Raw genomic sequence first — 15,432 nt, 5'->3', positions numbered from 1 at the left:
GGACGGCGCTGTCCTACCAGTTGGACGGGCCTTTTTCGGCATAGGCATGCACCAGAAAATCGATAAAGGCGCGTACCTTGGGCTGGGTGAACCGGCCCGGCGGATAGACCGCGTATATTCCCTGGGTCTCGACCGGCAGGCTGGGAATCGCGTCTTCGACCAGACCGTCGGCCAGCGCCTGAGAATACAGATAGCTGGGCAGATAGGCGATGCCCAGCCCGGTGATCGCCGCGTTCAGCAGGGATTGTCCGTCATTGACGCTGAGCCAGCCGGCGGTGCGCACCTGGCGTTTCTCGCCCGAGGGCGCGGTCAGTTTCCAGACATTGCCGCTGGGCTGGTTGGAGTAATGCAGCAGCTTGTGTTCGTTCAGATCGTCGATCTTTTGCGGCCGGCCGTATTTCTCGAAATAGGCGGGGGCGGCAATCATCCGCTTGGTGGTCTCGGTCAGCTTGCGCGCCCGCAGCGTGCTGTCTTCGAGATCACCGATGCGCACCGCCATATCGAACCCTTCCGAAATCAGTTCGACATAACGGTTGTTCAGCACCATGTTCACGGTGATTTCCGGGAAATCCGCCAGAAAGTCGGACAGGACCGGTGACAGGTGATTGACGCCAAAGTCGGTCGCCACGCTGATTCTGAGAAGGCCCGAGGGCTCCGATTGCATCGACGTTACCAATGCGTCGGCCTCGCCGGCGTCGTTCAGCACCCGGCGGGCCCGGTCGTAATAGGCCAGACCGATTTCGGTCGGGCTGACCCGGCGTGTGGTACGGTTCAACAGCCGCGCACCCAGCCGCGCCTCGAGGCTGGACACGTGTTTGGACACGGCCGATTTCGAGATGCCCATCTTTTTTGCGGCATCGGTGAATCCGCCCTGATCCACCACATTGGCAAAGGCTTCCATTTCAGTCAGTCGATCCATCGGCGTGTCCTCGGCGTTTCTCCGGTTGTTTCGGGTATCGGCAAAGATCTGGGCGATATCTGGGCAGGCTTGGGATAATATCGCGGTTTTGGCGGGGATCGTCGTGCGCAGGGAAACGCAGACCGAACACGCTGTCGCCGGACAACCGACAATTGTCTGGTTCGGGCTGTCAATCCGGCGGCGACGCGATAGTCTCGGGAGATAGTTCAAATCCAAGGAGTTGCCATGAAAACCCTGATGATCGCTGCCCTTGTCGCCCTGCTGGGGCTGCCGGCCCTGGCCGAAGGCCCGACCCCGGCCAGCCCGGACGCCCGGGTCTATTTCGCCAATCTCAAGGATGGCGACACTGTCGCCTCGCCTGTGACGGTAGTGTTCGGGTTGTCCGGCATGGGCGTGGCGCCCGCGGGAACCGAAAAGGACATGACCGGGCATCACCACCTGCTGATCGACCGCCCGCCTTTGGGCCAGGGCGCGGACGGCGCCGAGGAACTGGCCAACGGCTTGCCCTCGGATGATCATCACCGCCATTTCGGCGGTGGCCAGACCGAGGTGACGCTGGAGTTGCCGGCCGGTACACATACCTTGCAACTGGTTCTCGGGGATGCCGGTCATGTTCCGCATGCCGATCCCGTCATGTCCGAAGTGATCACCATCACCGTCGAGTGAACTTGCATCGGTGGCGCGATTGTCCGACCCTTGCGGTATCGTCGCAGGGAGGACTGCCATGATCGCCATCATTTTCGAGGTCATACCCGCCGACGGGCAGCGACAGACCTATCTGGACATCGCCGCAGAGATGCGTCCGCTGGCCGAACAGATCGACGGCTTTATTTCGGTCGAGCGTTTCCAGAGCCTGACCAATCCGGACAAGATGTTGTCGATCTCGTTCTTTCGGGACGAGGTCGCCGTCGAACGCTGGCGCAAGCTGGTCGCGCATCGCCGCGCCCAGGCCAAGGGGCGCGGGGGTGTATTCGCCGATTACCGCCTACGCGTTGCGCATGTGCTGCGCGACTATGGCATGACGGACCGAGCCCAGGCCCCCGCCGACAGCCGCGACGCACACAGCTGAGCGGTGTCTTGCCCGCCGGCCGGTTAGGGAGGGGCACCGGGTCGGCGCCCGGTGCGCCGCTAGAGCGCCGCGGCCAGCCGCGTGCCCTGGTTGATTGCCCGTTTGGCGTCCAGTTCCGCGGCGACATCGGCACCGCCGATCACATGCGGGGTGGCACCCCGGGCGATCAGCGCGTCGGCCAGCGACCGTTCCGGCAATTGCCCGGCGCACAGTACGATGGTGTCGGCCGGGATCAGGGTCGGGTTTTCCCGGGCCTCGCCAAAGGACACGCGCAGCCCGCCGCTTTCGACTGCTTCGTAATTGACGCCGCCGACGAATTTCACGTCCTTCATCTTGAGCGCGGCGCGATGGATCCAGCCGGTGGTCTTGCCCAACCCCTTGCCGTGTTTGCTGGCCTTGCGCTGCAGCAGGGTGATCTCGCGGGGCGAGGGATGCGGTTGCGGGCCTTCGGGGGCCAGGCCGCTGCGGTGGTCCTCGGGGTCGGCAACGCCCCATTCCTGCATCCACAGGGGCAGGCTTTCGGTCGGGCTGGTGCCCTCGTGGGCCAGAAACTCTGACACGTCAAAACCGATGCCGCCGGCGCCGATCACCGCGACCCGCTTGCCGACCGGCGCCTTGTGCCGAAGCACGTCGATATAGTCGACGACATTCGACCCGTCCTGACCGGGAATCTGCGGATCGCGCGGCACGACACCGGTGGCGATGACGATCTCGTCAAACCCGGCCAGATCGTCCGCCGTCACCTCGCGGTTCAGCTCGGTCCTGACCCCGGCTTCGGCGATCATAGTGCGGTACCAGTCGACCAGACCCCAGAATTCCTCTTTTCCGGGGATCTGTTTGGCCATGTTCAACTGGCCACCGATCTCGGCGGCGCGGTCAAACAGCGTGACGTCATGGCCGCGCTGGGCGGCGGTCAGGGCGGTGGACAGACCGGCCGGGCCAGCACCCACCACGGCGACGGTTTTCGGCGTCTCGGCGGGCGCGATCACCAGTTCGGTCTCGTGACAGGCCCGAGGATTGACCAGGCACGATGTCAGGCGGCCGTTGAACGTGTGATCCAGACAGGCCTGGTTGCAGGCGATGCAGGGGGCGATCTGGTCGCCCTTGCCCGCCGCTGCCTTGGCGACGAAATCCGCGTCCGCCAGCATCGGGCGGGCCATCGACACCATGTCGGCGCAGCCGGTTGCCAGGACTTCTTCGGCGACCTCGGGTGTATTTATCCGGTTAGACGTGATGATCGGAATGCCGACCTTGCCCATCAGCTTTTTCGTAACCCAGGCAAAGGCCGCGCGCGGCACCGAGGTGGCGATGGTGGGGATGCGCGCCTCGTGCCAGCCGATGCCGGTATTCAGGATCGTGGCGCCGGCTTTTTCGATTTCGCGGGCCAGTTGCACCACCTCGTCATGGGTCGAGCCATTGGGCACCAGATCGATCATCGACAGGCGGTAAATGATGATGAAATCCTCGCCGCAGACCTGCCGGGTGCGGCGCACAACCTCGATCGGCAGGCGCATGCGATTCTCATAGGACCCGCCCCAGCGGTCGCTGCGCTTGTTGGTGTGGGTGACCAGGAACTGATTCAGAAAATACCCTTCCGAACCCATGATCTCGACCCCGTCATAGCCCGCCTGGCGCGCCTTGCGGGCGGCTTCGGCGATGTCGGCGATCTGCTTTTCGATGCCGTCCTCGTCCAGCTCGGTCGGGGCAAAGGGCGAGATCGGCGACTTGATGGCGCTGGGCGCGACGCATTTCGGCCCGTAGGCATAGCGCCCGGCATGCAGGATCTGCATGCAGATCTTGCCGCCCGCATCATGCACGCGGTCGGTGATGACGCTGTGGTTGTCGATGTCCGCCTGCGTCGTCATCATCGACGCGCCGGGCAGGACCGAACCTTCGAGATTGGGGCCGATGCCGCCCGTGACCATCAGGCCGACATCGCCGCGGGCGCGTTCGGCATAGAATTCGGCGACCCGGTTCCAGTCCTTGGTTTCCTCGAGCCCGGTGTGCATCGAGCCCATCAGAACCCGGTTCTTCAGCGTGACAAAGCCAAGATCCAGCGGGGTCAGCAGATGCGGGTATTCAGCCATGACAACCTCCTGTGTTGCCCGCAACATGGGCGCAGCGGCGGCGCTTGTCACCCCGAACGCGGCGTCACACCCTTGCGCGCACGACCAGCCTTGCTAGACAGAACCCGTCGCAACAGGAGCCAGACCATGACCCCGGACGAGATCGCCAGATTGCCCTATCGCCCCTGCGTCGGTGTGATGTTGATGAACGCCGCCGGGGACGTTTTCGTCGGCCAGCGCAATGATCGCCATGCCGAGGCCTGGCAGATGCCGCAGGGCGGTGTCGACAAGGGCGAAGAGCCGCGCGACGCGGCGCTGCGCGAGCTGCGCGAGGAAACCGGCGTCACCGCCGATCTGGTGCGCATCCTGGCGGAAACCCAGGGATGGCTGCCCTACGATCTGCCGCATGACATCGTGCCGCATATCTGGAAAGGGCGCTATCGCGGGCAGGAACAGAAATGGTTTCTGATGCGGTTTCTGGGGACCGACGATCAGGTCGACATCCAGACCGAGCATCCGGAATTCACCACCTGGCGCTGGCAGCCGGTCGACCAGTTGGTGGAAAAGATCGTGCCGTTCAAGCGCGCGGTCTATGAACGGGTGCTGGCAGAATTTCAGGCACATCTGACCTAGCTGCGGGCCGGATCGCTTGGTCCGAAGGCACGGCAGGACCGGCGGTTGCGATCAGTCGAAAATCGGCACGTGGGGTCCGGCTTCGCGGGGCAGTTTTCCGGCCAGGCGCGGATCGTCGGCGATTTCGATCTGCTGACGGACCGGAACAAAGCCGCTGCGGCGGTAAAACGGCAGGGCGGCGGGGCTGTCCAGTGTACAGGTATGCACCTGGAACCGGCTGATCGGACGCGACCAGGCGCGTTCGATCGCATGGTTCATCATCAGTCGTCCGGCACCGGCGCCGATCAGGTTCGGGGTCACTCCGAAAAACGCCAGTTCACAGGTGTCCGGATCGCGAAAATCCAGCTCCAGCAACCCGGCCGCGTGCCCGTCCATCAGGTTTGACGTATAGTCGCTGATCATCAGGCCATAGACCTCGACATCCGGGTCATGCAGGATGGCGCACAGCTCGGCGTCATCCATGTTCAGCCGCGAGAACCACAGCCAGTCCTGACCGCCGACCCGGCAGAACAGATCACGATACCATGCGGGGTCCGGCCGCCCGATCCGCTGCAGGGTGATGCCCTTTGGCGCGGTTACCGGGCGGCTGTCCACCTGCGCGCGCATCTCCAGATGCGTGACCACGGCGGCGACCTTTCCGGGCGGAATCTCGTGGAACCCGTCGCTCAACGCCATCTCAGGCCAACCCTTCGCTGCGCAGCAGTTTCGGCATGTCGGTTTCCGGACGCGGACCGATGTGGCCGATCACCTCGCGGGCGCAGACACAGCCGATGCGGGCACTGGTTTCCAGATCGCGGCCGGCGGCCAGACCATAGAGGAACCCGGCGGCGAACTGATCGCCGGCGCCGGTGGCGTCGACGGGCACCACCTTTTCCACCGGAACATCCAGTCGGGACGTGCCCTCCATCACGGTCACGCCGTCGCCCGAGCGGGTGCAGACCACCAGCGGACACAGCGCGGCGGTCATCATCAGCGCATCGTCCAGGTGGTCGGTCTCGAACAGCGACTGGATTTCGGCCTCGTTGCCGATCACGAAATCCAGGTCGTGCTGGATCAACGCCAGGAAATCCGCGCGGTGCCGGTCGACACAGAACGGATCGGAAATGGCGATGCCGGTCTTGCCGCCCCCGGCCCGGGTGGCGCGGGCGGCCTGCCGAAAGGCCGTCTTGCCGGCATCATGGTCGAACAGATAGCCCTCAAGAAACATCAGCTGTGCGTTCTCGGTGACATCGTCCGGCACATCCTCCGAGGACAGGGTGGTGGATATGCCCAGATAGGTGTTCATCGAACGCTCGCCGTCCGGCGATACGAAGATCATGCTCCGCGAGGTCGGCAAAGCGCCATCCGCAACCGGCGGATTGACGAAATCGATACCGGTTTCGTTCATCGACGCGGCATAAAACCGCCCCAGAACGTCGTCGCGGACCCGACCGATAAACGCCGTGTCCAGCCCCAGCGCACCGGCGCCGGCAACGGTATTGGCCACCGACCCGCCCGGCGTCTGCACGCGGCCGTTCATCGCGCCGTACAGCGCTTCGGCGCGGTCTTTTTCGACCAGCTGCATGATACCCTTTTCGATGCCCATCTGCGCCAGAAAGCTGTCATCGGATTGAGTAATCACATCGACAACCGCATTGCCGATGCCGACCAGGTCATATGTCTTCATAGAGTCTTGTCCTCGTATTGGCAGAGATCGCGGATCAGGCAGGTATTGCACAGCGGTTTGCGCGCCTTGCAGTGATACCGCCCGTGCAGAATCAGCCAGTGATGGGCGTGCTGCTGGAAATCCACGGGAATATTGTCTTCGATGGCGCGTTCCACCGCATCGACATCCTTGCCCGGCGCAATCCCGGTGCGGTTGCCGACGCGAAAGATATGGGTGTCCACGGCTTGGGCCGGGTGATGCCACCACATGTTCAGCACCACATTGGCGGTCTTGCGCCCGACACCGGGCAGCGATTGCAGCGCGGCGCGCGAATTGGGGACCCGGCCGTCATAGTCATCGACCAGAATGCGCGACAGCCGGATCACGTTCTTGGCCTTGTTGCGATACAGGCCGATGGTCTTGATATGCCCGATCAGCGCCTCTTCGCCCAGATCCAGCATCTTTTGCGGCGTGTCGGCGATCTGAAACAGCGCGCGGGTGGCCTTGTTGACGCCGGCATCGGTGGCCTGGGCCGACAGCGCCACGGCAACCACCAGCGTATAGGCGTTCACATGCTCAAGCTCGCCCCGGGGTTTGGGGTCGGCGGCGTGGAAGCGGTCGAAAATCTCGCGGATCGTATGGTAGTCGAGTTGCCGGGCCATGGCGGCATGCTATGCCCGTCCTTGGCTCCGGGGGCAAGGGACCGGCGCACCGGTCCCGGCATTCGTTCAGAACGACCAGACGATCGTATCGTCGGCGGTCAGCGCTGCCGCCATCGCCGGTGGCTTGGCAACACCGACGCCGTCGATCAGCGCTGACGCATCGGAGCGCTTGCCCGGCAGGTAGATGGCGCAGACCTCGACCGTTGCGCCCTTGGCCATCGCTGCCTGCAGCAGGGCCTGCGGACTGGCCCCCTTGGGCGGTTGCGGCGCAATGGCGCTTTCGGGAGCGTCGCGCAGCGCGATGTCGCCAGCGGCACCGCACAGCAATATCCGGGCCGTGTGGCCCTGCGCCAGGGCCTGGTTGGTCAACACCATCGACATCAGCTGGACCTGCGGCTGATCCGAGGTGACGACGGCGACCAGACGGTCGGGGCCGTCCGCCACCGCGGGCAGAGCACAGCCCAGCGCCAGGGCAAGACCGGTCAAAGTCCGTTTCATGGGGGTCTCCTTTTCGGGATCGGGTTATGGACAGGTTCGAGATACCATCGCATTCGAAAAATGCTATGTGTTATTCTGCCACGCCCGCGCGTATCTGCCTGCGGGGCCGGGTTGCGCAGGAATCGGGTCGAAAAGCCGCCCGGGGGGGCCTAGGCTGGGGGTTGGAAGACGGAGGTGGAAATGAACGTTCAAGCGTCAGAGCGCGACTATCACTACGGTGTCATGCGCCGGGCGATCGACGTGATCGACCAGGGCGGCGAAACGCTGACCCTTGCGCAGCTTGCGGCCCGCATGGACATGAGTCCGGCGCATTTCCAGCGCCTGTTTTCACGCTGGGTCGGGGTCTCGCCGAAACGCTATCAGCAATACCTGACGCTGGGGCATGCCAAGACGTTGCTGCGCGAGCGGTTTACCACGCTGCAGACCAGTCACAGCCTGGGCCTGTCCGGTACCGGGCGGTTGCACGATCTGTTCCTGCGCTGGGAGGCGATGAGCCCCGGTGAATTTGCCCGCAAGGGTGAGGGTCTGGTCATTCGCCATGGCTGGATGGACAGCCCGTTCGGTGAGGCACTGGTAATGGCCACCGATCGCGGATTGTGTGGCGTGGCCTTTACTGCCGAATGCTCGCGTCAGGTGGCCTGGGCGGACATGGCCGGGCGCTGGCCGCGGGCCGAGCATGTCGCGGATGCGTCCGCCGTGCGGGACTGGGCCGAGGCCGCGTTCCGGCAATCGGGCGATACCGCGCTGCATCTGATCGGCGCCCCTTTTCAGATCAAGGTCTGGGAGGCCCTGCTGCGGGTCCCCTCGGGCCAGGTCACCACCTATTCCGAAATCGCCCAGGCCGTGGGCAGCCCGCGGGCGGTGCGGGCGGTGGGCACGGCGGTGGGGCGCAACCCGGTCAGCTGGCTGATTCCCTGCCATCGGGCGCTGCGGAAATCCGGCGGGTTGGGGGGCTATCACTGGGGGCTGCCGGTCAAGCGCGCGATGCTGGCCTATGAGGCGGCGCGCGCCGATGGTGACCCGGCGGAACAACCGACACCTTCGGCAATGTGACCACCAGTATACGGCCGGACGACAACATTGTGACTTGAGCGCTGGTGCGGACCTCATGCTATAGGGGCTGCAATAGGTCTCTGAATGGGACCCGAGCAGAAGGCGAAAAGTCATGAAACACGCAAAGTCTCTTGTTGCGGCGCTGGCCACCCTGTCGATACTGGGCGCCTGCAACGATCCGTCCATACTGGGCAACAGCACCGATCCGAACATCAAGGCCAAGCAGGGCGCGCTGCTGGGCGCAGCAGTCGGTGCCGGCCTGTCGGCAGCCACCGGCGGCGAAGGTAAGAACATCCTGCTGGGCGCTGCCGCCGGTGCTGCCGCCGGGGGCGTGATCGGTCACGAACTGGACAAGCAAGAGGCGGAACTGCGCGCGCAGCTTGCCAATGACGGGATCACCATCACCAATACCGGCGACCGGCTGATCGTGTCGCTGCCGCAGGACATCACCTTTGACACCGACAGCGCCGCGGTGCGCAGCTCGCTTCGTTCGGATCTGGTCAAGGTGGCCAACAACCTGCTGCGCTATCCCGACAGCCGGGTTCAGGTGATCGGGCACACCGACAATACCGGGGACGCCACCTATAACCTGGGCCTGTCCCTGCGTCGCGCCAATGCGGTGGCCGATATCCTGCAGAGCAATGGTGTCGGTTTTGACCGGATCGTCACCCGGGGGGCGGGCGAAGAACAGCCGCTTGCCTCGAACCTGACGCCCGAGGGCCGGGCGCAAAACCGGCGGGTCGAGATCGTCGTCATTCCGAACAAGCGCTGACACACGCTCCGGTCGGCGGCGCAGCTGCGGCCGACCCAGGACGAAACGAGTTGTCAGAAAGGCAGCAGATCATGGCCGAATTGGTTCTAATGGGCATGGCCGGGGCGCTGCGCGCAGCCTCGACCAACCGCAAGCTGGTCCGCGAGGCGGCGCGCCTGTTCGGTCCCTGCCGGTTTGTCGAGGCCGATCTGCGCCTGCCGCTGTATGACGGTGACCTCGAAACCAGCCAAGGCGTACCCGCGGCGGTTCTGACGCTGGCGCGGCAGATCGCGGATGCGGATGCGGTGGTGATCTCCACTCCGGAATACAACAAGGGTCCCTCGGGGGTTTTGAAGAACGCTCTGGACTGGGTGAGCCGGACCGAGGGCAACCCGTGGCTGGACAAGCCGCTGGCAGTGATGTCGGCCGCGGCCGGCCGGGCCGGTGGCGAGCGCGCCCAGTCGATACTGCGCAGCTGCATGGTACCGTTCCAGCCACGCATCCTTCAGGGACCCGAACTGCATGTCGCCGAGACCGCCCGGCAGTTTGACGAGGCAGGCCGGCTGACCAACGAGCGCTATGAAAAGACCCTGCGGGCTTTGATGCAGAAATTGCGGGACGAGATCGGACGCGGCTGAATCGGGCACAGCTCCGCCGCTTGCCGGGTCGTATGTCGCCGATATTGGCAATGCCGTCCCCTGGGTTTAGGCTGGGCTGCATGAAAACCCATCATCCCGAAAGCGGGCATCAGTCCGATCTGATGGATCCGGCCCACGCAAATGCCCTGCTGGTTGCGCTGGGGCGAGCCCCCGATATCGCCGCAGGCACGCCGTTGCCGCCGTTCTTTCACCAACTCTATTTCTGGACCCCGAATCCGCCCGAGGCGCTGGGGCGAGACGGGCACCCGCGCACCGGCGGGCTGATCCCGGATCTGGGTCTGCCGCGGCGGATGTGGGCATCCGGGCAATTGCACTTTCATCGCCCGCTGATCGCCGGGCAGCCGGCCGAGCGGCTGAGCGTGATCGAGGAGACGACGCACAAGCATGGCCGCAGCGGACCGCTGGGGTTTGTCACCCTGCGCCACGAGATGCGCCAGGCCAGTCAACTATGCGTCACAGAACGCCAGATTCTGGTCTATCGGCAGGATCCGGGACGGGATGTGCCGCTGCCGGCCGTGCCGCTTGCGCGGGATGACGAAACCGACCGGCGCGATGTGACGTTCGATACCACGCTGCTGTTTCGGTATTCAGCGCTGACGTTCAACGGGCACCGTATCCACTACGATCTGGACTATGCCCGCGACGTCGAAGGATATGGCGGGCTGGTGGTGCATGGACCGCTATTGGCGCAGCTGTTGATGCTGATGGCGCAGGATCAGATCGGGCCACTGCTGCAATTCTCGTTCCGGGCGGTCTCGGCGCTGTTGCATTCCGAGACCGCCACGCTGTGTCGCAGCGGCACCGACCTTTGGGTGCGCGGCCCGGACGGGCGTGCAGTCATGACGGCGCAGGCGGTGCCCGACCTGGCCTGACCGGGACCGGCGCATATCTAGAGCGAGGCCGAGACGCGAAAATCATCGGGTATCGCATCTTGGTCTTCCAGCACCAGATCGGCCATCACCTGTGCGACTTTCGGCGCCATGCCGAACCCGATCTTGAAACCGCCATTGGCGATGAAATGGCCCGGGCGGTCCGGATAGGGGCCCAGCATCGGCGCCCGGCTTTTGGCGCGCGGGCGCAGCCCGGCCCAGCGTTCGATCACCACCGCGCCATGCAGGACCGGCACCAGGGTCATCGCACGTTCGATCAGGGCCTCCAGGGCTTCATCGGTGCCGGTCGCGTCCTCATAATCCCGCTCGCTGGTGCTGCCTATGGCCAGGGTGTGGTCGGCATGGGGCACCAGATGCAGCCCGTCGACATACAGCTGCGGGGCATCGGCGGCATCAAAGCGCAACAGCGCCGCCTGGCCCTTGACTGCGCCGCCCACGGGCTTGCCCATCGCGCGTGACAGGTCGGCCAGACCGGCCGCGCCGGTGGCGTGAATTACCCGGCCGCGGTCGGTCCCGGTGTCGCGCACCGGCACCCCCATCGTTTCAAGCGCGGCCACCAGAGCCGCGCAGGCCTGGCGCGGATGCATCCGGGCGCTGAGCGTGTCATGGATGACATAGCCGGTGGCACTGGGCGGGGCGAAGGGGCCGATCTCGGCCACCGGGCGCGCCGTCCAGCTTGCCCGTCCCTGCCACAGGGTTTCGGCATTGACGGCCCGTTGCCGCGCCAGGTTCAACGCGTGGGCGTCGTTGATCGGCTGCACGCGCCCGGTGCGGCCATAGCCGGCGGAAACGCCGCCGGTGGCCTGAACCTCGGCCCAGAACGTTTCAGACATCAGCAGGCTGTCCAGTTGAAACGCCTTTTTCGCGTTCCAGTTCTCGGGCACATGCGGCGCCAGCGCACCGACCAGCCCGCCCGATGCCCCGGCGCCGGGGCCGGCGGGATCGATGACCTGAACAACGGCACCGCGCCGGGCGCAGGCCCAGGCGATCGACAGGCCGAATATGCCCGCGCCGCGCACCGTTACATCCGTCATTGCCAATTCTCCCGCGCTGCGCCAATGATCGCCGTGATCCCGGTCTTTCTTACGGAACCTTATCATGCAGGACCAGCAGGCAGAACTGCAGTGGCGCGACGGGCGGGTGCCTGTTTCGACGCGGTTTGATGACCCGTATTTCAGCCTGCAGGACGGTCTGGCCGAGACCCGGCACGTGTTTCTGGCCGGCAACCGGCTGCCCGAGCGGTTCCGCGCCGGGTTCCGCATCGCCGAGTTGGGTTTTGGCACCGGGCTGAACATGCTGACCGCCTGGGCCGCCTGGGAGCAGAGCGGGCAAAGCTCGCCCCTGCGCTTTACCAGTTTCGAGGCCTATCCGATGGCGCCCGAGGCGATGGCGCGGGCGTTGGCCGGATTTCCCGAACTGGCGCCCTGGCGCGACCGGTTTCTGGCCGCCTGGGGCGGGGCCGGGACATGCGAGTTGGACACGCTGCGGCTGCAGGTCATCCCCGGCGATGCCCGCGATACGCTGCCGGACTGGCCGGGTCGCGCCGATGCCTGGTTTCTGGACGGGTTTTCGCCGGCAAAGAACCCGGAACTGTGGCAGCCCGAATTGATGGCGCGGGTGGCGCGGCACACCGCGCCGAGGGGCACCGCGGCGACCTATACGGCGGCCGGTTTCGTGCGCCGGGGGCTGGCCGATGCCGGGTTTCACGTCACCCGCGCGCCAGGGTACGGGCGCAAGCGGCATATGACCCAGGCGGTGCTGGCGTGAGCAACTCGGAAATCCAGCCGCAGAGCAACAACGTGCCCCTGGGCATCCTGTTGATGATCGCCACCACCGTGGTCTTTGCGATGCAGGACGGCATTTCACGGCACCTGGCCGGGCAGTACAACGTTCTGATGGTGGTGATGATCCGCTACTGGTTCTTTGCCGCCTTTGTCATCGCCATCGCGACCCGGGCGGCCGGCGGCCTGCGGGCGGCGGCGCGAACCGACCAGCCCGGCATTCAGATCACGCGCGCGGTTCTGCTGGTCGCCGAGATCTGCATCGCGGTTCTTGGCTTCACCATTCTGGGGCTGGTGGAAAGCCATGCGGTGTTTGCCTGCTATCCCTTGCTGATCGCCGCCCTGTCGGGGCCAATTCTGGGCGAGCAGGTCGGCTGGCGGCGCTGGAGCGCCATCGGTGTCGGATTTGTCGGCATCCTGATCATCCTGCAACCGGGGCTGGGGGTTTTCGATCCCTGGGCGATCATACCGCTGGTGTCGGCGGTGATGTTCGCGATCTACGGGCTGCTGAACCGCTATGCCGCGCGGCGCGACAGAACGGCCACCAGCTTTTTCTGGACCGGAACGGTCGGGGCGGTCGTGATGACGGCGGTGGGTGCCTGGTTCTGGGAGCCGATGTCCGCGGCCGACTGGGGGTGGATGGCGACTCTGTGTGTCTCCGGTGTGCTGGGCCATTGGCTGCTGATCCGGTGCTATGAGGTGGCCGAGGCCAGCGCGGTGCAGCCCTTTGCCTATTTCCAACTGGTGTTCGCCTCGGCCATGGGCATCGTGGTGTTTCAGGAGAGCTTGCGGATGAATGTGGTCATCGGCGCGGCGATCATCGTCGGTGCGGGCCTGTTCACCCTATGGCGCGAACGCGTTCAGCGTTGAACCGGCCAGTTCGTGCGAGAACGGCACAGGCAGCGGATCCAGCCCCAGCCGGGCGCGATAGACCGGCAGGCTTTCGGTGACGCGCATCACATAGTTGCGGGTCTCGTTGAACGGGATGAACTCGACCCAGTCCACCACGTCGACCGAGGGCAGGCGCGGATCCCCATGGTTCAGAATCCATTGCAACGGCCGACCCGGTCCGGCGTTGTAGCCGGCCGCCATCAGCACCACATTGCCGTCGAATCCGCCAGCCAGACCGGCCAGATAGCGCGCGCCCAGCTTGGCGTTGTATTCCCAGTCCTGCGTCAGCCGTCCGGTGGCATGGGCCGACACGATGCCCATCTGCGTGGCGACGGCCTGGGCGGTGGCGGGCATCACCTGCATCAGTCCGCGCGCCCCGGCACCGCTGATCACCGTGGGATCGAACTCGCTTTCGCGCCGGGCGATGGCCAGGGTCATTTCGGGTGCCATCGGCAGGTTCTGGCGGGCCACCGGGTGCAGCGGATAATAGGCCGCCGGCAGCACCACCGCCTGGCGGGCCGCGCGCTTGGCGATCATTACCGCCAGGTGCGGCTGGCTCAGATCGATTGCCATCTCGCCCAACTGCCCCGCCTGCACCGGGTCCAGCGATTCGACCAGATGCGTCAGGAAACGTTCGCCCAGATTCAGCTGATCGGCCTGCAACAGCAAGAGACCGGCCTTGAGGACGCTCGAGGACATGAACGCAGCCTGATCCCAGGGCGGCAGGTCAGGCGGATCCGCCAGCACCGGATCAAAGGGCCGGCCGATGCGCTCGGCCGCCAACAGCCCGTAATACGAGGTCTGGTACTCGGCCCCCATGGCATAGGCGGCATGGGCGCCGTCACTGTCGGCCAGCGCCTCGTGCGCGCGGCCCAGCCAATACCCGGCGCGCCCCTTGCTGATCGGCGAGACCACAGCGGCATCGAAATTGCGGAAATGCCGCAGCGCGGTCTGCGGATCGTTCAATTGCCGCAGGGCGATGAACCCGGCCAGCCATTCCAGGTCGGCATAGGCCGAGCCTTCGGTCAGGTGGTTGTTGGCGGCGATGCGATAGGCCCGCGCGCCTTGACCCGCGCGCATCTGCTGGCGGGCCAGGCTGGCCCGGCGATAGGCCCATTTGTCGGGTTCACCCAACGCCGCGGCGCTGATGCTGCGCGCCTCGAGCAGGGCAATCGCGTCTTCGGTACGGCCCTTGCGATGGCGCCAGACAAAGCGGTCATGGGCCAGGCCGGCCGAGTTCTGCAGCGCCTGCGGAACCGCGGCGATCCGGTCGTCCACGCCGGGCGCCATCTCGCGCAGGGCGATCCGCGCCTCGGCCAGGGCGCGGTGGCCATCAGGCACCAGCGGCAACATGCGGCGGGCGCTGACCAGGTGGCCGTCCCACAGCAACCGGTCCAGCCGGGCGGCATGATGCGGCGCCAGCAGATCGGCATGGTCCTGCAGATAGGCGGCCTGGATCAGCCGCCCCATTGGCATGGTCCGCCAGGCGATCACCAGTTCGGCCTCGCCATCGCCGGCTTGCCCGCTGGCCTTCAGCGCCCGGGCATAGCCCAGCACCCCTTCGGGCGATTGCGGCGGTTCGTCGGCGTAAAAGGCCAGCAACTCAGCATCGGGCAACACGTCCATGGCCGACTCGCTCTTGCGCCGCAGCCAGGCCAGCCCCGGCCAGTCGGCCCGGCGGCTCAGGAAATCGCTGACTTCGGCGGCATCGCCCAACCCGGCGCGCAGCCGGTGCCATTCCACGATGTCGCGCGCCAGGCTGCCGGGCTGGCCGGCGGTGGCGCGCGCCTCGGCCCAGTCGCCCTTGCGCAAGGCCTGGAAAACGCCGGTCAGCCGCGCCGCCTCGTCCGCCAAGGCGGCCCCCGGCAAAGTTACACAAAGGCAAAGCACAAACGCCAGAATGCGCAACATCACT

17 protein-coding genes are annotated in these 15,432 nt (G+C 65.6%); 9 read left to right on the top strand and 8 right to left on the bottom strand.

The annotated features are described in order from the left end of the window. Window positions 1–13: 13 nt before the first annotated feature. Complete coding sequence (locus ACFMPD_RS00255; protein ID WP_380990268.1) at window positions 14–919, bottom strand: LysR family transcriptional regulator; 906 nt, start codon at window positions 917–919, stop codon at window positions 14–16. Window positions 920–1,144: 225 nt separating this feature from the next. Here ACFMPD_RS00255 and ACFMPD_RS00250 point away from each other — a divergent pair, with 225 nt between their 5' ends. Further along, window positions 1,145–1,585, top strand: coding sequence for a DUF4399 domain-containing protein (locus ACFMPD_RS00250; protein WP_380990265.1), 441 nt, complete (start codon window positions 1,145–1,147; stop codon window positions 1,583–1,585). A 58-nt stretch (window positions 1,586–1,643) separates the two neighbouring features. Continuing rightward, complete coding sequence (locus tag ACFMPD_RS00245; RefSeq protein WP_380990262.1) at window positions 1,644–1,988, top strand: antibiotic biosynthesis monooxygenase family protein; 345 nt, start codon at window positions 1,644–1,646, stop codon at window positions 1,986–1,988. A 59-nt stretch (window positions 1,989–2,047) separates the two neighbouring features. Here the strand turns inward: ACFMPD_RS00245 and ACFMPD_RS00240 are convergent, their stop codons facing one another. Next, window positions 2,048–4,075 carry an FAD-dependent oxidoreductase gene (locus ACFMPD_RS00240; protein WP_380990259.1) on the bottom strand — a complete coding sequence of 676 codons (2,028 nt, stop codon included), beginning with the start codon at window positions 4,073–4,075 and terminating at the stop codon, window positions 2,048–2,050. A gap of 126 nt (window positions 4,076–4,201) precedes the next feature. Here ACFMPD_RS00240 and ACFMPD_RS00235 point away from each other — a divergent pair, with 126 nt between their 5' ends. After that, window positions 4,202–4,687 (top strand): RNA pyrophosphohydrolase, encoded by a 486-nt coding sequence (locus ACFMPD_RS00235; protein WP_380990257.1) that lies wholly within the window; start codon window positions 4,202–4,204, stop codon window positions 4,685–4,687. A 51-nt stretch (window positions 4,688–4,738) separates the two neighbouring features. Here ACFMPD_RS00235 and ACFMPD_RS00230 read toward each other — a convergent pair whose 3' ends face one another. The 4 genes from ACFMPD_RS00230 to ACFMPD_RS00215 form a co-directional block, all read right to left on the bottom strand. Further along, window positions 4,739–5,362, bottom strand: coding sequence for a GNAT family N-acetyltransferase (locus ACFMPD_RS00230; protein WP_380990255.1), 624 nt, complete (start codon window positions 5,360–5,362; stop codon window positions 4,739–4,741). Between the two features lies 1 nt (window position 5,363). After that, on the bottom strand, window positions 5,364–6,353 hold the full coding sequence (locus ACFMPD_RS00225) for an adenosine kinase (protein ID WP_380990252.1): 990 nt from the start codon (window positions 6,351–6,353) through the stop codon (window positions 5,364–5,366). After that, entirely contained in the window at window positions 6,350–6,994 is a 645-nt protein-coding gene (nth, locus tag ACFMPD_RS00220; protein WP_380990250.1) for an endonuclease III, read from the bottom strand. The genes ACFMPD_RS00225 and nth overlap by 4 nt, the downstream gene beginning before the upstream one ends. Window positions 6,995–7,060: 66 nt before the next feature. Then, window positions 7,061–7,492 carry a DsrE family protein gene (locus ACFMPD_RS00215; RefSeq protein WP_380990247.1) on the bottom strand — a complete coding sequence of 144 codons (432 nt, stop codon included), beginning with the start codon at window positions 7,490–7,492 and terminating at the stop codon, window positions 7,061–7,063. A 180-nt stretch (window positions 7,493–7,672) separates the two neighbouring features. On the opposite strand from ACFMPD_RS00215, the gene ACFMPD_RS00210 reads away from it, so the two are divergent. From ACFMPD_RS00210 to ACFMPD_RS00195, 4 genes are all read left to right on the top strand, one after another. After that, window positions 7,673–8,545, top strand: coding sequence for a methylated-DNA--[protein]-cysteine S-methyltransferase (locus ACFMPD_RS00210; RefSeq protein ID WP_380990244.1), 873 nt, complete (start codon window positions 7,673–7,675; stop codon window positions 8,543–8,545). Between the two features lie 112 nt (window positions 8,546–8,657). Beyond that, the gene (locus ACFMPD_RS00205; RefSeq protein ID WP_380990241.1) at window positions 8,658–9,317 is read left to right on the top strand and encodes a YiaD family glycine zipper/OmpA-like lipoprotein; all 660 of its coding nucleotides are present in this window, start codon (window positions 8,658–8,660) and stop codon (window positions 9,315–9,317) included. A gap of 71 nt (window positions 9,318–9,388) precedes the next feature. Beyond that, window positions 9,389–9,934 carry an NADPH-dependent FMN reductase gene (locus ACFMPD_RS00200; RefSeq protein ID WP_380990239.1) on the top strand — a complete coding sequence of 182 codons (546 nt, stop codon included), beginning with the start codon at window positions 9,389–9,391 and terminating at the stop codon, window positions 9,932–9,934. A gap of 80 nt (window positions 9,935–10,014) precedes the next feature. Further along, a complete protein-coding gene (locus tag ACFMPD_RS00195) occupies window positions 10,015–10,827 on the top strand; it encodes an HTD2 family dehydratase (RefSeq protein ID WP_380990236.1) in 813 nt (270 codons plus the stop codon). Window positions 10,828–10,844: 17 nt separating this feature from the next. On the opposite strand, the gene ACFMPD_RS00190 is transcribed toward ACFMPD_RS00195, so the two are convergent. Continuing rightward, entirely contained in the window at window positions 10,845–11,885 is a 1,041-nt protein-coding gene (locus ACFMPD_RS00190) for an NAD(P)/FAD-dependent oxidoreductase (RefSeq protein ID WP_380990234.1), read from the bottom strand. A gap of 58 nt (window positions 11,886–11,943) precedes the next feature. Here ACFMPD_RS00190 and mnmC2 point away from each other — a divergent pair, with 58 nt between their 5' ends. Together mnmC2 and ACFMPD_RS00180 are read left to right on the top strand one after the other, a co-directional pair. After that, a complete protein-coding gene (gene mnmC2 / locus ACFMPD_RS00185; protein ID WP_380990232.1) occupies window positions 11,944–12,612 on the top strand; it encodes a tRNA (5-methylaminomethyl-2-thiouridine)(34)-methyltransferase MnmC2 in 669 nt (222 codons plus the stop codon). Beyond that, on the top strand, window positions 12,609–13,496 hold the full coding sequence (locus ACFMPD_RS00180; RefSeq protein WP_380990230.1) for a DMT family transporter: 888 nt from the start codon (window positions 12,609–12,611) through the stop codon (window positions 13,494–13,496). The genes mnmC2 and ACFMPD_RS00180 overlap by 4 nt, the downstream gene beginning before the upstream one ends. Here the strand turns inward: ACFMPD_RS00180 and ACFMPD_RS00175 are convergent. After that, complete coding sequence (locus ACFMPD_RS00175) at window positions 13,470–15,428, bottom strand: lytic transglycosylase domain-containing protein (protein ID WP_380990228.1); 1,959 nt, start codon at window positions 15,426–15,428, stop codon at window positions 13,470–13,472. The two genes, ACFMPD_RS00180 and ACFMPD_RS00175, sit on opposite strands and share 27 nt — an antisense overlap. Window positions 15,429–15,432: the final 4 nt, after the last annotated feature.

Source organism: Sedimentitalea sediminis, assembly GCF_042687825.1.
Lineage (GTDB): Bacteria > Pseudomonadota > Alphaproteobacteria > Rhodobacterales > Rhodobacteraceae > Sedimentitalea.
The sequence above is the reverse complement of the archived record's forward strand: the minus strand, read 5'-3'. Positions and strand labels throughout refer to the sequence as shown.

Excerpts from the sequence above, each read along its gene's own strand:
- ACFMPD_RS00255 (WP_380990268.1), bottom strand. The coding sequence starts at position 919 with ATGGATCGACTGACTGAAATGGAAGCCTTTGCCAATGTGGTGGATCAG.
- ACFMPD_RS00250 (WP_380990265.1), top strand. The coding sequence starts at position 1,145 with ATGAAAACCCTGATGATCGCTGCCCTTGTCGCCCTGCTGGGGCTGCCG.
- ACFMPD_RS00245 (WP_380990262.1), top strand. The coding sequence starts at position 1,644 with ATGATCGCCATCATTTTCGAGGTCATACCCGCCGACGGGCAGCGACAG.
- ACFMPD_RS00240 (WP_380990259.1), bottom strand. The coding sequence starts at position 4,075 with ATGGCTGAATACCCGCATCTGCTGACCCCGCTGGATCTTGGCTTTGTC.
- ACFMPD_RS00235 (WP_380990257.1), top strand. The coding sequence starts at position 4,202 with ATGACCCCGGACGAGATCGCCAGATTGCCCTATCGCCCCTGCGTCGGT.
- ACFMPD_RS00230 (WP_380990255.1), bottom strand. The coding sequence starts at position 5,362 with ATGGCGTTGAGCGACGGGTTCCACGAGATTCCGCCCGGAAAGGTCGCC.
- ACFMPD_RS00225 (WP_380990252.1), bottom strand. The coding sequence starts at position 6,353 with ATGAAGACATATGACCTGGTCGGCATCGGCAATGCGGTTGTCGATGTG.
- nth (WP_380990250.1), bottom strand. The coding sequence starts at position 6,994 with ATGGCCCGGCAACTCGACTACCATACGATCCGCGAGATTTTCGACCGC.
- ACFMPD_RS00215 (WP_380990247.1), bottom strand. The coding sequence starts at position 7,492 with ATGAAACGGACTTTGACCGGTCTTGCCCTGGCGCTGGGCTGTGCTCTG.
- ACFMPD_RS00210 (WP_380990244.1), top strand. The coding sequence starts at position 7,673 with ATGAACGTTCAAGCGTCAGAGCGCGACTATCACTACGGTGTCATGCGC.
- ACFMPD_RS00205 (WP_380990241.1), top strand. The coding sequence starts at position 8,658 with ATGAAACACGCAAAGTCTCTTGTTGCGGCGCTGGCCACCCTGTCGATA.
- ACFMPD_RS00200 (WP_380990239.1), top strand. The coding sequence starts at position 9,389 with ATGGCCGAATTGGTTCTAATGGGCATGGCCGGGGCGCTGCGCGCAGCC.
- ACFMPD_RS00195 (WP_380990236.1), top strand. The coding sequence starts at position 10,015 with ATGAAAACCCATCATCCCGAAAGCGGGCATCAGTCCGATCTGATGGAT.
- mnmC2 (WP_380990232.1), top strand. The coding sequence starts at position 11,944 with ATGCAGGACCAGCAGGCAGAACTGCAGTGGCGCGACGGGCGGGTGCCT.
- ACFMPD_RS00175 (WP_380990228.1), bottom strand. The coding sequence starts at position 15,428 with ATGTTGCGCATTCTGGCGTTTGTGCTTTGCCTTTGTGTAACTTTGCCG.